Source organism: Paraclostridium sp., assembly GCF_051657365.1.
Lineage (GTDB): Bacteria > Bacillota > Clostridia > Peptostreptococcales > Peptostreptococcaceae > Paraclostridium.
On sequence record NZ_JBOFKN010000170.1, the window covers coordinates 14,773 to 31,418 of the forward strand.

A 16,646-nucleotide genomic window follows, 5' to 3' on the forward strand; every position below is an offset into this window, starting at 1 on the left:
TCTAATTTCAACACATTATGTATAAAAAAGTACAACAACCTCAATATAACATATAATATTTTACTAAATACATATATTTAAAATTAGGGGAGTAACCATTAGTTACTCCCCCATAATTTTATCACTGATTTATTCTTTATCAAAAATCATCATATTTACACTCATAACCAACAATGGTATAAGTATATAAATCGATGCTGTAGATGCAGCCACTATTCCTGAATCATTAACTATCAAAGTTACTATACATCCCACAGTAGATGCAACAAACCCTTTAAATATATACGGATACTTATCCGATAATTTTTTAAAGTGCTTAGATGGCTTAAATATAAACTTAGTCATAAATCCTGCAATTACTAATGCTATTACAATAAATGTATTACTCGTTGCTATATCTATATTCATTTGTATTTTTCTACCAAATGTCTGTATTATAGCACCTGGACCATTAACAATAATTTGATTTACAAATCCAGATAAATGCGATTGACTTTTAGAAACTATATCTAGTAATGCAAATATAGATACTATTATAACGGGAACTAGTCCCAGTAAAACAGATTTTTTTAAATCCATTTTAATATCAAATACAAGTAGTACAAATAAAGCATATGCTACCGATTCCGATATTGCACCCCCAACATTAGCACCCATAGATGGATAAGCACTAGTTATTAATACTATTAATAAAGAAACAATTACCATCCACTTAGGTATTTTTTTATAATTAACTAATACTGAAAGAGCAAAAATAGCACATCCTATAGTTATCCCTTCATATTCGTTACCTACCCCATAATACCTAGCACCTATTATGGCATCATAACTCATTATATTGTTTTGCATTAAATGGGTTCCAAATATGGAATCTATAACTATTACTACTATCGTGATTGCAGAAAAAGCTGCCATGTAACTTATATCATTTTTGAATAGTAATTTACCTATAATATACAGTGTTAACAGAGTTCCAACTATACCCATCGTTATACTAGCTTGAGTTGAGAAGTTGAATATAGGCGATATTATAAATGCCAATGGTATTAAAATTCCAACCTTTATAACTTCTTTTAACACTTTAAAAACAACTTCTTTTTTAGGTAGTTTATTTTTTAAAAATAATAATAGTATAGTGCATACAATCCATGCTGCAGCAACTACCCCAACAGATGTATTAACTATAGTACTTCTTATTCCTAACATAGAAACCATTTTTTCAAACTCATGATTTATAAAATCTATATTGTTCGTTTTATCAATTTCTATAAATTTCTTACCTACCATTTCTTCATCTCTTAACCCAAATTTAGAAAGTATGTCTACTCCTATGTCTATATTTCCAACCACTCCATCTCTTCTTGTAGTAGCTGAGTTTAAAACACCTTTTCCAGAGCCATCAAACTTAATTATAGGTGATAATCTCTTTTGATTTGTGTAATCTTCTTTACTTGGAAACATTGATGTTATATAAATTGTATCATTTTCATTAACCATTTTAAAAACTTCGTTTAAATAAGAATCTATATTTTTATATATATTTTCTTTCATATTTTTGTAAGTTTTATCATTTAGGTAATTTTTATATTCATCTAATCTATATGTATCTCCAAGCTCTACAAATAAAACATCACTATTTTCATAAAACTTTTTCGTTTCACTTTTTAACTTATTATAATCAGTGCTGATTCCATAAGGCATAGTGTTGTCTTTCATATTTATATTGTCTACATTACCATCTTCAACTCTACCTATGTTGTCCATGGCCATTAAAGCTATATTTCTATTCTTTAATAATTCTCCATTATTAACTTTATCAGCGTTACCTATAACAGAAGTTTTTAATTTTTCATCAGCTAAAGTTTGTCCTAATGATCCTAATTTTGATCCATAAGAACCATTCTCTAAGTTTTCACTTAGAGAATAGTTTATAGTCATATCATTTATTTTTTTAGCTTTATGTCCTGTTTCAGCTTTATATGCTACTTTATTTGCTTTATTAGCTTCTTCAAAGTTTATAAGGCTTTGACTTGGCAAAGTAACTTTACCTCCAGCTCCTACAGCAGCATATGATCTTCTATCATCATTTCCTCGGTCACCTCTGATATTCATAAGACCTATGTAACCTTCTTTTTCAAGTTTTTTACCTAAAGCATCTACACTTTGCATGTCTTCTAAATTTGTTCTGTTCATATTAATAACTATGACTTTACCTTTTTCAGCTGCAAAGCTAATCGTAGACATAGAACTTATAAATACTATCAACATAGTTAATAAGGATACAATCTTTTTTGTCATAAGATTGACCTACTTTCTATTATTCAAGTAATAAGTGATAACCTCTTCTAAGATTTCATCTCTTTCAAACTTTTTCATTATTCCTCTAGCATTGTTATGACTTGTTATATAACTAGAGTCTCCTGAAAGAATATATCCTATAATTTGATTTATAGGGTTGTAGCCTTTTTCTTTAAGAGAAGCATAAACTAAATCTATAGCCTCACTAACACTCATTTGTTCAGATGTTATACCTTCGAATTTCATTGTATAATCCATATTTTCATTCATATTACAACACCCCTATCTTATTTTATTTTTATTTGTTTTTTGTTTTATTACTTTACTTGTGATTTTAACACATCTTTTGCATGATTTAAAGCTTCATCAACCTTAGTCACATCTGGAGCACCAGCTTGTGCCATATTAGGTCTTCCTCCACCTTTTCCACCAGCAGTTTGAGCAACTTCTCTAACTATGTTTCCAGCATGAACTCCTTTTTCAAGTACATCCTTAGTAGCTGTAGCAACAAAGTTTATTTTTCCTCCTGCTACATTTGCTAATACTACCACACCTGAAGATAATTTATCTCTTAGTGTATCAGCTGTATTTCTAAGTGTATCCATATCCATATCTTCAAACTTAGCAGTAACTATATTTACTCCATTTATATCTACTTTAGAGTCTAATATAGAGTCTGCAGATTGTAAACTCATTTTAGCTTTGACTTCATTTAATTCTTTAGTTAAAGTTTTAGTTTCATCTAATAAATTTGAAACTCTAGCTGTTAAGTTATCTTCCTTAGCTTTTATAGCCCCACAAACTTCATTTATTAAATGTTGCTTGTTGTTTAAGAAGTTGTATACTTCTTTACCAGTTATAGCTTCTATTCTTCTTACTCCAGCTGCAACTCCACCTTCAGAAAGTATTTTAAACATTCCTATTTGTGCAGTGTTTGTTAAATGTGTTCCTCCACATAATTCCATAGAGAAATCACCCATAGATACAACTCTTACTTCATCTCCATATTTTTCTCCAAATAATGCAGTAGCACCTTTTTTACCAGCTTCTATCATACTCATAGTTTCACAAGTTACATCTAAAGCTTCAAATATTGCATCATTTACTTTTTGTTCTATAAGTTTTAATTCATCTTTTGATATAGCTTCAAAGTGAGTTATGTCAAATCTTAATCTTTCAGGCGTAACTAATGATCCTGCTTGGTTAACATGATCTCCTAATACTTCTTTTAATACCTTGTGAAGTATGTGAGTAGCACTATGGTTTCTAGCTGAAGCTAATCTTACTTCTTTATCTACCTTAGTATATACTACATCTCCTAAATTTATCATTCCTGATTTAACAACACATATATGTTTTGTAGTGTTATTTGGTCCTTTTTTAGTGTCTATTACTTCTATAACAGTGTCTTCATTTTTGTTAACTAAAAGACCTTTATCTCCAACTTGTCCTCCACCTTCTGCATAAAATGCAGTTTTATCAAGAACTACTATTATTTCATCACCATCACAAGCTGATGTTACTAGCTCGTTATTCTTAGATATACCCTTAATTGTTGATTCTATAGATAAAGTGTCATATCCTTCAAATTTTGTAACGATATCTTTGTCTAACTTAGCTATAGCATCTTCTTTCCATGCTTCTGAGTCCATATTTCCTCTAGCATCTCTAGCTGTTTGTCTTTGCTTTTCCATTTCAGATTGGAAGCCAGCTTCATCTATATCTAAATGTTCTTCTTCTAATATTTCTTTAGTTAAATCTACAGGGAATCCATATGTATCATATAATCTAAATGCATTTTCCCCACTTAAAGTTTTTTCATTCTTAGCTTTTAATTCTTCTATATATGAAACTAATATTTCGTTTCCTTTATCTATAGTCTCATTGAATTTTTCTTCTTCTATTCTTATAACTTTTTTGATATATTCTGCTTTTTCTACTAATTCTGGATAAGCTTCTCCACTTACAGCTATAACTTCATCAACTAATTTATATAAGAAAGGCTCTTTCATACCAAGTAACTTACCATTACGTGCAGCTCTTCTAAGTAATCTTCTAAGAACATATCCTCTACCTTCATTTGATGGTAGTACTCCATCTGCAACTAAGAAACTTACACTTCTTATATGGTCAGTTATTATTCTTATAGATTTATCCACTTTATATTCTTTTCCATAAGTTGAATTAGTCATTTTTTCAACAGCATGTAGTATATGCTTTATAGTATCTATATCAAATATAGTGTTAACTTCTTGCATTATACAAGCAATTCTCTCAAGTCCCATACCTGTATCTATATTTTTATGTTCTAATAAATTATAGTTTCCTTCTTCATCTTTATTAAATTGTGAGAAGACATGGTTCCAAAACTCTAAATATCTATCACAATCACATCCTGGCTTACAATCTGGGTTATCACATCCGTATTCTTCACCTCTGTCAAAGTGTATCTCTGAACATGGTCCACAAGCACCAGTACCTATTTCCCAGAAGTTATCTTCTTTACCTAGTCTTACTATTCTTTCTTTTGGTATACCTATTTCTTTTTCCCATATTTCAAAAGCTTCATCATCTTCTAAATATACACTCACCCATATTTTATCTTGAGGTATGTTTAAATGTTGTGTAACAAATTCCCATCCCCATTTTAAAGTTTCCTCTTTGAAGTAATCTCCAAAAGAGAAGTTTCCAAGCATTTCAAATAATGTTGCATGTCTAGCCGTAACTCCTACATTCTCTATATCACCAGTTCTTACACACTTTTGGCATGTAGTCATTCTTTTACTTGGTGGAATCTCCGTTCCTGAGAAATAGTTTTTAAGTGGAGCCATACCTGCATTTATTAATAATAAACTCTTGTCATTGTGTGGCACTAATGAATAACTTGGTTGAACTAAATGTCCCTTTGATTCAAAGAAGTTTAAAAATTTACTTCTTATTTCGTTTAATCCCATTTTTTGCATTATAATTTCCTCCTGTTTTATGTGATTCTTCAATTTAAAAATCCTAATATATAAAAAAATCCTCGCCTCTATAATAACTATAGGGGCGAGGATATATCTCGCGGTACCACCCTAATTACTGTAAAAAATCTACAGTATCTTCGGAAAACCTTAAGTTATAACGGAACTACCGTCAATTCCTACTTAGTTTCAGAACTGATACTCCAAGACTGCTTCAACTAATTTATCATAAGGGCTCTCACCATATCCCTCTCTCTGTAACGCATCAATTAATTTACTACTTCTTTTCATTGTATTTAAAATTATATATTCTATTGATTATAGTTATATTACTAAATTTTCTTAAAATAATCAATAGTTTTTTTAGCAACAGACATAGCCGTTGTGTGTATAATCAAAATGAATTTTTATTATAAGCTTTTTACTATTATTCCGCCACCTACAACCTTATCTCCATCATACATAACAACTGATTGACCTTTAGTTATAGCCCTTTGAGGTTGATCAAATACTATTTTAACAGTATTTTCGCCTACTTTAGTTACCGTAGCATCTGATGGTTTTGCTGAGTATCTAATCTTAGCTTGTACTCTCATAGGTTCTTTTATATCATCTACAGATATTAAGTTTACATCTTTAGCAATTAAAGCATTTGAGAATATATCTTCATTATCTCCTAATACAACCACATTTTTAACAGGATCTATATCAACAACAAATGTAGGTTTTCCAAAAGCTATTCCAAGGCCTTTTCTTTGTCCTATAGTATAGTTGATTATACCTGTATGTTTTCCTAATACATTTCCTTTAGTATCTACAAAAAATCCTGGATCAATTCTTTTATCCGTATGTTTTTTTACATATCCTGCATAGTCATTATCTTTTACAAAACAAATTTCTTGACTATCTGGCTTATTATGAACATCTATACCAATTTCTTTTGCGATTTCTCTAACTCTATCTTTTTCATAATCACCTATTGGAAGTAGAGTATGTTCTAATTGCTCTTGAGTTAAGTTATATAGTGCATAAGTCTGGTCTTTTTTGTCCGTAACAGACTTTTTAAGTGAATATCTGCCTGTCTCTTCATCTTTTTCTATTTTAGCATAGTGACCTGTAGCAACATAATCACATCCTATTTGACGTGCTTTATTAAAGAAATCATCAAATTTTATGTGTTTATTACAAGCTATACAAGGATTTGGAGTTCTTCCATTTAAATATTCATCTATAAATGGCTCAATTACTTTTTCCTTAAATACATCACTAAAGTTTAAAACATAAAAAGGTATACCTATTTTATCAGCAACTCTTCTTGCATCTTCAACGGCTGCTAACGAACAACAACCACCTTCATTTTCTACAAGTTCATCATCATCATCTTGCCATAACTTCATAGTAACACCTATTACATCATAGCCTTGTTCTTTTAAAAGATATGCGGCAACAGAACTGTCTACCCCACCACTCATACCGATCATTACTCTTTTTTTCATATTATCACCTCGTTCTTTATATTATATATATTTTAACTTATTTTTTAAAGTATTAAGTTATACTCTATCTACAAAATCATTTGCCTTTATATATAAGTAATTATTTTTTATGAATTTTCTATATGCTCTTATGAAATAAACTCCACTTATTAATACTACTATATATATAGGCCATCCAACTATACTTAAACACATAAATCCTAATGTTACTAAAGTACCTATTGTTCCTAATATTAACCTCGTATCTATCATGTAAACAAAATCAGGTAAAAAATTTATAGTAAACATACTCATACCTACTAATATTAACATACCCACAATCATCACACCAGAAAACACAATAGGTGGAACTATTAGAATTTTAGATATAGTTTCTAATACTTTTTCTAAAATTCTCTTTAGAATAAAATTTCTACCTTTATTTACTCCCTTTGACATTTTGCGAGTTGTGTATTTTAAAAATTCAGCTCTGTTCATAATCTACTCCTTTAAACTATCTTCAATAAAACTATAATATATATAATATCTTTTTTTAACTACTCATAACAAGTGTTTCTCTTCAAAATATTTAATTTTCATTTAAGTATTGCTATAATAAAACCAAGAAAACATTTTCTTAAAATCTAAGGGGGACAACTATGAAAAGAATAGAAAGACTTTCATCATTAATTAGTAAAAATAATTTAGACGCAATATTTTTAACTAAACAATCTAATGTAAACTACATTAGTAAGTTCACCGATGAAGCTGCCTTCGTTTTAGCTTGTAAGGATAATTTTTATCTTATAACCGATGGTAGATTCACAGAGTTAGCTCAAAAGGAATGTGTAGGCTTTGAAATAGTCAACTGGCATTTATTTGATAGGAATCTTGTAAATGCAGTTAATCATATTTGTAGAGAAAATAACGTGAAAAAATTAGGTTTTGAAAGAAGCAATATAACCTTTGACAGATATGAGTCTCTAAAAAATACACTTGAAGATATAGAGCTTATAGGTACTGACGGTATTGTAGAATCTTTAAGATACATAAAAGATGAATTAGAAGAAAGTTATATAAAAAAAGCTTGTGAAATAAGTGATAAAGCTCTTGAAGAACTTGTTCCTCATATAAAAATAGGTGTTAGTGAAAAAGAATTATGCGCTAAACTTGAATATTATTTAAAAATGAATGGTGCTGATGAAATAGGCTTTGAAACTATTTTAATATCAGGATCTAAAACTTCTCTACCTCATGGTAAACCAGATAAGAAATTAATAGAAGATGGTGATTTTGTAACTATAGATTTTGGAGCTAAATATAATGGTTATATATCAGATATGACTAGAACATTTGTGGTTGGAAAGCCAAGTGAAAAACATATAGAAGTTTATAACCTTGTTAAAGAAGCTCAGCAAGTAGGCCTTGACAATATAAAAGCTGGTGTATTAGCTTATAAACCAGATGAAGAAATAAGAAAAGTTATTAAAAAATATGAAGATTTTTATTATCCCGGTATAGGTCATGGAGTTGGAATGGATCTCCACGAAGAACCATTTTTAGGTAACTACGGAACTAAAATTATAGAAAAAAATTGTATAATAACAATGGAGCCAGGTCTATATATACAAGGGTTTGGTGGAGTTAGAATAGAGGATACTGTTATTGTAAAAGAAGACGGTATAGAAATACTTACTAAATTCCCTAAAGACCTTATTGTTTTATAAAGTTTAAATTCTGTAAAAATAGGTATTAATATTAGTATCATTATATTCGTGGAGGTTAATATGAGTTTTCAAAACATAAATAAAATAGATTCATCTTCTAATGAAAAAAGTTGTGCTATGCTTTATAACTTTAGTTCTAAAGAGTTAGCAATGTTGAAAAATATTTGCGGTTTAATTGGAGTAAAAGAAAAAATAATTCTTAATCCTCAAAATGGTAATACTTTAATTAAAAACATTTTAAATAATGAATTAAACAATGATTGTGATGTAACTTTAAATCACAAAGCTGTTATATTTAACAACATTGATTCATCTAAAATCCATTCATTTATGGATGCTTTAAAAAAGTTTAGATTCGGATTACCTTTGATAGCTGTTGTTACTGAAACTTCTATTGATTGGGACTTAAATACACTAGTAAGTAATTTAGCGGAAGAAAGAGATGCTTTAAAATCAGGCAAAAAAATTAATCATTAAAATATACCCCGTACCAAAACGGTACGGGGTATATTTTATATTGTTTTTAATTTCATTGGTGCATAGAAAAAAGCTATTATAGATATTATCCAAAAGCTTATGTTAAATTTTAATACTAAAGATCCTAAAAAAGCCATTCCCATTAAATTTAAAGCTTTTATAGACTTAGTTTTTTGATAAGTATAAATTCTAAGATAAGCATACGCATCTCTTATCAAAAAATAGTAGACTATATACTTTATAGTTTCACTAACTGTAAGTAGGTAAACTTGATTTATTTGAAATCCTATTAAATCCTTTATTTGGATAATTAGTAAATATACTAATCCTATATATATAGTACTTTTAGAGCAAAATACATAATTTGCATATTTTCTTATATTCTTTAATATATAAAACTTTTGTTTTCCTTCTTCTTTTAAGCACTTTGTTCTATCAGCAATAAATAAACTTCCAAAATAAGTCATAATTATAGTTCCAAGAGGCAATGTTGCTACCAATATATATAACATTATTGATTTGGCACTATCACTAAGCGGTAATGGACCCATCATTTCTTTATAATCTTTTATAAAACTAAATCCTATAAACTTAGAAAATATAATATCTACCATAACCATTATAAAACAAGCAACTACACTTAAATAAAACATATCATCTAGTATTTTCGTTTTTCTATTTATAATATATCCGCACATAATTCCTATTATCATACTCTGGCTCATACAAATAGCTGACCCTATATCACCTATGACTAGTCCAATTATCAATAAACAAATTATCATTGCAAGTATTGTAAATTTAAAGTCACATCTTAAGTATATGATTGCGATAAATATAGGTACTATCATATCTATATATAATGCATATAAAAAGCCTGTAGATATTGCAAATATACTACAAACTATAAATAAAGCCGACATTATAGCCGCCTCAGTCATTTTTCTTATTTCCATTAAACTCCCTCTTTCTAAAAATGATAATACTACTATATTATAGCATACACATAAATTTTAATACCTTGCATATAAATTTGATTCGATTGATCCATGTATGAGCGAACTACTTCATGTCACCAACAACTTTGTCCCTTTCTCAAAATTTTTTATACTCAAAACATATATCTATTGTTTCATAAGTTATCCACAATCACTAAATCAATATAAGTTCCTTAAGTATAAAAATGGCTATCTCTAAATTGAGATAACCATTTTTATTTATAATTGTAATTAAGCTTTTTTATGATTATTTTTTATAAATAAAGATGCTACTAATCCAAGTATCGCAATAACAGCTGTACCTATAAATAAATGAGCATATCCTTGGTTCATAGTGTATTGATATGCATGTTCAATGGCAGGTTTAGCTTTATCTAAGCTAACTAAATAATTATTTTTTAATGCATCAAAGTGCATATTTGCACCCATCGTATGTTGAAGTCCATTAAACATAGAAAGTACAAATGATTTAACTGTTTCAAATATATTTGTAACATCTGCATTTTGGAACTTATTCATCATTTCAGCTGACATATGTCCTCCACCTAGTGACCCACCTTGTATATGTGGCATTACTTTTTCAATAGCACCAGGAACATTTCTACCTGCATCTGACACAAAGTTTATAAGTAAATTAGGTGATACTGCAACCCCAATAGAACGAAGTAATGACACGGTTGATTGCCCCATAGATATTTCTTCTGGTTTAACTAAACTCATCATTAAATAATTTATAGGTGTTCCCATAGTAAATCCCATACCTATTCCCATAAATGCTAATCCTATTGTTAAATTTGTAAAGTTTGGATTATTAGCTGTAACTAAAGCTTGATATAATACTCCAAATATATTTGATGCAAATCCTAGTAATAGTAACTTTTTAACTCCAAATTTATCTATAAATTTACCTCCAAGTGGAGCCGCTATCCCCGTAAACACTGCAAATAATGTTACTATATAACCTCCACTACCTCTTTTTAATCTAAGTACATTTTCAGAAAACTGTGGTAAAAATACTGTACTCATAAGCCCACATCCAACTATGAAACTTAAAAATAAAGTTAGTGCAGTTTGTTTATTTGTAAAGAAATTTAAATTTAAAACAGGATCTTCTGCTCTTTTTTCTACAGATATAAATAAAGGTATAAGAGCTAAGAAAATTACTAAATAAGGCCAAACATCCATTGACTGAATTGAACTTGCAAAGTCATAGAATTTCAAGTTTGTTAAGCCATACATTAGTGATGCTACTATAACACTTAATATAAGTGATCCCCAGATATCCATTTTTTTAACTTTAGATTCTTTTTTATTTTCTTCTAATTTTAAAGCTGCAATTATTATAATTATACTTATAGGTACATTTATTAAAAATAAATATCCCCATCTGCTATCTCCAGCAATAGAAAGTACAAAACTTCCTAATGTAGGTCCAAGTACTGTTGCTATACCATATACTCCTCCTACCATACCAAGTGCTGATCCTCTTTTTTCCTCAGGGAAAGATGCACCTATATAAGCTGTAGCTATTGGCATTATGCCTCCACCACCTATTGCTTGAATTACTCTTGAAGTTAATAAAAATTCGTAACTCCCAACTATATCAGATATTCCACAAAGTAGAGAACCTGTTGCAAATAATATAACACAAATCATATATACCTTTTTTCTACCATATGTATCTGCTAGTTTGCCAGTTATTGGCATAGAAACCGCATAAGCTAATGTATATATTGTAATCATCCATACACTAGCAGATTCTGAAATTCCAAGTCCATTAGCAATTACATTTCTTGCAGGAGATACTACCCCTGAGTCCATAGCTCCCATAAAAATTCCAAGTAAAAATACGACCATAGCTATACCCGTACTCTTTTTCTTAATTGATTCACTCATAAAATACACTCCTATTCACAGCAGTTGTTTGTTATAAGCAAAATTATATAATTTTTTAATCCCTTATTATAACTATTTTAAAATATAATATCTTTAAAAAGAAAATATTCTATACTAAAATAACTACAATTTAATAATACATTTACATAAAATCACTTACATTAATAAATCAACCGTTGTTAAAGTTTTAATTTATTCAACATTCTTTCATATACCCATAGGAAAAATAATTATTCAAAATTTATACATTAAAAATGAAAAAAACTATATAAAGATACTTTATTAGTAAAAATATCTTTATATAGTTTCATATTATTTAAACTTAAATGGATTTACCCTTATAGCATTATTGTATAAAAATGGATAAGATTTATTTAAATATTCAAGGTAATAAACCCACTGAATAGTTATATTTTTGTATACTCTTATAACATCATTTTCTAAATGATTTATATTCATTTCTATCCCGTTGTCTTTTTCCATAAATATAATTTCATCTCTTAAGTGTATTACTGACATAAGCAAATCTGTAAAAATTTGATGATTAAGTATACTTTCATTGCTTATCAAAGTTACAAATAAATTATTATTCTCTACTAGTACATTTTTTATAGACTTTAAATCTATACATTCCATGTTTACTTGATAGTTATAATTGTCTAAATTTCTTTTTATTTTATTTAAATCATCGAAATCTATTATGTAATTTTTAGCTCCATTATCTGCATCTATTATAAGACGCATTAATTTACCTCCAACTTCAGTAAAAAATATCCCAACTAGCATATTTATTTTTTCCATTCGTTCTTTTTTAGCTCGGTAATCGATTAATTTTTCAAGAATTATAGTCACAACCAAACTATTTATTGGTATAAAACATAAATTCATAAGAGAATAATATGCAGTGTTAGTTGCTTGGCCAAAAACTAAATAATGGATAAAAAACATTAACCCCGATAAAGCAATTAATATAAACGATATAACGAAATAATATCTTACTTTTTTCATTTATGTACTCCTTATAATAAACATTAATTAATATTTTAATATTATATCATAGATTTCATTTCATATTTTTCTTTAATTGTATTCCTTATTAAATGCTTAGCACTTACTAATTTTAAGTTTTTACTCTTCTATACCTTATTAAATAATAGTAAATATATATTCTAAGGATTTTTAACTTTTTCACCCCTATTTAATAAGATGATTATATACTTTGAAACTATATAAATTACTTCATATTAAACATTTATCTTATTTATTAAAGAAGTTGTTGTATAGTCTTTTAAATTAAAGTAAAATGCTTTATAATCTTTAATATCATAAGAACAAAGGGGGATTTTTTCAGTTATGCTTAATAAAATTAATAAAGTTTTAGTTGCTAATAGAGGCGAAATTGCCATAAGAATATTTAGAGCATGTTCTGAACTTGGTATAAAAAGTGTCGGTATATACAGCAAAGAAGATAAGTATTCATTGTTTAGAACAAAAGCTGATGAATCTTATTTAATAGGAGAAGACAAAGGCCCAATAGATGCTTATTTAGATATGGATAGCATTATAGAATTAGCTAAAAATAAAAAAGTAGATGCAATACATCCTGGATATGGTTTTTTATCTGAAAATCCTGAGTTTGTTCGTAAATGCGAAGAAAACGGAATAATATTTATAGGTCCATCAGCAAAGATAATGAATATGATGGGTGATAAAATAAATTCTAAACAAATAGCAAAAGAAGCTCAAGTCCCTACTATTCCAGGAATAGATAAACCTATTAAAAGGATTGAAGATGCAAAAGACATAGCAAATAAAATAGGTTATCCTATAATGCTTAAAGCATCTAACGGTGGCGGTGGTAGAGGTATGAGGGTTGTTTATGATGAAAATAATCTAGAACTTGAATATGAAACTGCTTGTAGCGAATCTAAAAAAGCATTTGGTGAAGACATTATATTCATAGAAAAATATATCTCTGACCCAAAGCATATAGAAGTTCAAATACTTGGAGATATGCACGGAAATATTGTCCATTTATATGAAAGAGATTGTTCTGTACAAAGAAGACATCAAAAAATAATTGAATATGCACCTGCTTTTTCATTGTCTGATAATCTACGAGAAAAAATATGCAATGATGCTGTTAAAATAGCTAAACATGTTGGATATGTAAATGCTGGAACGCTTGAATTTTTAGTAGATAGTAATGAAAATTTCTACTTTATAGAAATGAACCCTAGAGTTCAAGTTGAACACACTGTAACGGAAATGATAACAGGCATAGATATAGTTCAAAGCCAAATATTAATAGCTCAAGGATATAAATTAGAAGATGAACAAATAAATATAAAGTCTCAAGATGATATCCAAGTAAGAGGTTACTCTATTCAGTGTAGAATAACAACTGAAGACCCTAAAAATAATTTCATGCCAGATACAGGCAAAATACAAGTTTATAGAACAGGTTCCGGCTTTGGTATAAGACTTGATGGCGGAAATGGATTTACAGGATCTACTATAAGTCCTTATTACGATAGTTTATTAGTTAAAACAATTTCTTGGGATAGAACTTTTAAAGGAGCTATAAATAAAACTATCAGATCTATAAAAGAACTTAGAATAAGAGGTGTTAAAACAAACGTAGGATTTTTAATAAATGTTTTAAATAACCCAATATTTACCCAAGGTAAATGTAGTACAAAGTTTATTGATGAAAATCCAAACTTATTTGATATAACAGAAAGCAAAGACAGAGGAACAAAATTGCTTCAATTCATTGGAAATACTATAGTTAATGAAAATAAATGTATTGAAAAACCACAATTACAATCTATATATACACCTAAATTAAATGAGTCTATAACCCTAAATGAAGGAAGCCGAGATTTATTAAAAAAACTAGGAAAGGAAAAATATATAGAAAGTGTAAAAAATGAAAAAAAACTTTTATTAACAGACACTACTATGAGAGATGCTCATCAATCTCTTCTTGCAACAAGACTTAGAAGTTACGACTTGTTAAAAGTAGCTAAACCTACAAATGAGTATATGAAAGACTTATTTTCACTAGAAATGTGGGGAGGAGCTACTTATGATGTTGCTTATAGATTTTTAAAAGAATCTCCTTGGGTAAGGCTTGAAAAATTAAGAGAAGAAATTCCTAATATAATGTTTCAGATGCTATTTAGAGCTTCAAATGGTGTAGGGTACAAAAACTATCCTGACAATGTTATTAAGGAGTTTTTAAAAGAATCAGCTAATAAAGGCATTGATATATTTAGGATATTTGATTCACTTAACTGGGTTGAAAATATGAAACCGTCTATATATACAGCCCTTGAAACTGGTAAAATAGTAGAATCTACAATTTGCTACACTGGAGATATTTTAGATACATCAAAGAGCAAATATAATTTAGAATATTATATAAATATGGCTAAACAGTTAGAAGATTTAGGCTCAGATATCATATGTATAAAAGATATGGCAGGACTTTTAAAACCATATGCAGCTTACAAGTTAGTAAAAGAATTAAAAGAAAATGTAAATACACCTATTCATCTTCATACTCACGATACTAGTGGAAATGGAGTTGCTACATGTTTAATGGCATCTGAAGCAGGTGTAGATATTGTTGATACTGCACTTGAAACAATGTCAGGACTTACTAGTCAACCTTCTTTAAATTCAATTGTAGAAGCTTTGAGAAATACAGAAAGAGATACTAAAATCAATTTATACGGATATGAAGAACTGGGAAGTTACTACAAAGATTTAAGAAAAGTATATTCTAAATTTGAAAGTGATTTAAAAAATCCATCTGCTGAAATATATAAATATGAAATTCCAGGTGGTCAATATACAAACTTAAAACCACAAGCTGATAGCTTAGGCTTATCTGATAAGTTTGATCAAGTAAAAGAAAAATATAAAGAGTCTAATGATATTTTAGGCGATATTATAAAGGTTACTCCATCTTCTAAAGTTGTTGGTGATTTAGCAATATTTATGGTTAAAAACCAACTTAATAAAGAAAATATACTTGTAGAAGGTAAAAATCTATCTTTCCCAGACTCAGTAGTTGATTACTGCAAAGGAATGATAGGTCAACCAGAAGGTGGCATTCCTAAAAATATTCAAGATATAGTTTTAAAAGGTGAAACCCCTATAACAGTTAGACCAGGAACATTGATTCCAAATGAAAATTTTAAAAGTATTAAAAATCATTTAGATAGTAAATTCAATATAAATTCAAATATCAGAAATGTATTAAGTTATACACTATATCCTAAGGTATATGAAGATTATTTAAAACATTTACAGTTATACAATGATATATCCAAATTAGAAAGCCATGTATATTTTTACGGTTTAGCTATAGGAGAAGAATGTGAAGTTGAAATAGAAGAAGGTAAAGTTTTAACTATTAAACTAATAGAACTTGGCGATACGAAACAAGATGGAACGAGAACTCTTTCATTTGAATTAAATGGAATGATGAGAGATATAGAAATAAACGATAGTAACTATGAAGGAAATATAAAAGATATAATAAGAGCAGATATGAATGACCCTCTACAGATAGGTGCTAGTATCCCTGGTAAAGTCGTAAAAGTGTTAGTAGAAAAAAATCAAGAAGTTATTAAAAATCAGCCCCTTATAATAATTGAGGCTATGAAAATGGAAACTGTTGTAGTTGCAAAAACTGACGGTACTATTAAATCCATCAATGTTAGTCAAGATGAAGTTGTAAAAGATAAACAGTTATTAATAGAAATGAAGTAAATATAAAAGAACCTGGAATCCAGGTTC

11 protein-coding genes and 1 other annotated feature are annotated in these 16,646 nt (G+C 28.6%); of the genes, 3 read left to right on the forward strand and 8 right to left on the reverse strand.

Features of this window, described 5'->3' with window-relative positions; genetic code table 11:
- Positions 1-129 precede the first annotated feature (129 nt).
- From ACRCYC_RS13110 to ACRCYC_RS13130, 5 genes are all read right to left on the reverse strand, one after another.
- Positions 130-2,298, reverse strand: a complete 2,169-nt coding sequence (locus ACRCYC_RS13110; protein WP_438619581.1) for a hypothetical protein — start codon at positions 2,296-2,298, stop codon at positions 130-132.
- A 9-nt stretch (positions 2,299-2,307) separates the two neighbouring features.
- Complete coding sequence (locus ACRCYC_RS13115; RefSeq protein ID WP_438619582.1) at positions 2,308-2,568, reverse strand: IreB family regulatory phosphoprotein; 261 nt, start codon at positions 2,566-2,568, stop codon at positions 2,308-2,310.
- A 47-nt stretch (positions 2,569-2,615) separates the two neighbouring features.
- Positions 2,616-5,261: an alanine--tRNA ligase gene (alaS, locus tag ACRCYC_RS13120; protein WP_438619583.1), complete on the reverse strand. Its 2,646-nt coding sequence runs from the start codon at positions 5,259-5,261 to the stop codon at positions 2,616-2,618.
- 78 nt (positions 5,262-5,339) lie between these two features.
- Positions 5,340-5,561 (reverse strand) — a binding site (T-box leader).
- A gap of 110 nt (positions 5,562-5,671) precedes the next feature.
- On the reverse strand, positions 5,672-6,757 hold the full coding sequence (mnmA, locus tag ACRCYC_RS13125) for a tRNA 2-thiouridine(34) synthase MnmA (RefSeq protein WP_438619584.1): 1,086 nt from the start codon (positions 6,755-6,757) through the stop codon (positions 5,672-5,674).
- Positions 6,758-6,814: 57 nt separating this feature from the next.
- Positions 6,815-7,234, reverse strand: a complete 420-nt coding sequence (locus tag ACRCYC_RS13130) for a hypothetical protein (protein ID WP_438619585.1) — start codon at positions 7,232-7,234, stop codon at positions 6,815-6,817.
- 161 nt (positions 7,235-7,395) lie between these two features.
- Between ACRCYC_RS13130 and ACRCYC_RS13135 the strand changes: the two genes are divergently transcribed.
- Both ACRCYC_RS13135 and ACRCYC_RS13140 read left to right on the forward strand, forming a co-directional pair.
- Complete coding sequence (locus tag ACRCYC_RS13135) at positions 7,396-8,463, forward strand: M24 family metallopeptidase (protein WP_438619586.1); 1,068 nt, start codon at positions 7,396-7,398, stop codon at positions 8,461-8,463.
- Positions 8,464-8,523: 60 nt separating this feature from the next.
- On the forward strand, positions 8,524-8,940 hold the full coding sequence (locus ACRCYC_RS13140; protein ID WP_438619587.1) for a DUF3783 domain-containing protein: 417 nt from the start codon (positions 8,524-8,526) through the stop codon (positions 8,938-8,940).
- Between the two features lie 35 nt (positions 8,941-8,975).
- Here the strand turns inward: ACRCYC_RS13140 and ACRCYC_RS13145 are convergent, their stop codons facing one another.
- The 3 genes from ACRCYC_RS13145 to ACRCYC_RS13155 form a co-directional block, all read right to left on the reverse strand.
- Entirely contained in the window at positions 8,976-9,896 is a 921-nt protein-coding gene (locus ACRCYC_RS13145) for a DUF2232 domain-containing protein (RefSeq protein ID WP_438619588.1), read from the reverse strand.
- A 273-nt stretch (positions 9,897-10,169) separates the two neighbouring features.
- The gene (locus ACRCYC_RS13150) at positions 10,170-11,834 is read right to left on the reverse strand and encodes an MFS transporter (RefSeq protein ID WP_438619589.1); all 1,665 of its coding nucleotides are present in this window, start codon (positions 11,832-11,834) and stop codon (positions 10,170-10,172) included.
- Positions 11,835-12,146: 312 nt separating this feature from the next.
- Positions 12,147-12,842 (reverse strand): hypothetical protein, encoded by a 696-nt coding sequence (locus ACRCYC_RS13155; RefSeq protein WP_438619590.1) that lies wholly within the window; start codon positions 12,840-12,842, stop codon positions 12,147-12,149.
- Positions 12,843-13,187: 345 nt separating this feature from the next.
- Here ACRCYC_RS13155 and ACRCYC_RS13160 point away from each other — a divergent pair, with 345 nt between their 5' ends.
- A complete protein-coding gene (locus tag ACRCYC_RS13160) occupies positions 13,188-16,619 on the forward strand; it encodes a pyruvate carboxylase (protein ID WP_438619591.1) in 3,432 nt (1,143 codons plus the stop codon).
- Positions 16,620-16,646: the final 27 nt, after the last annotated feature.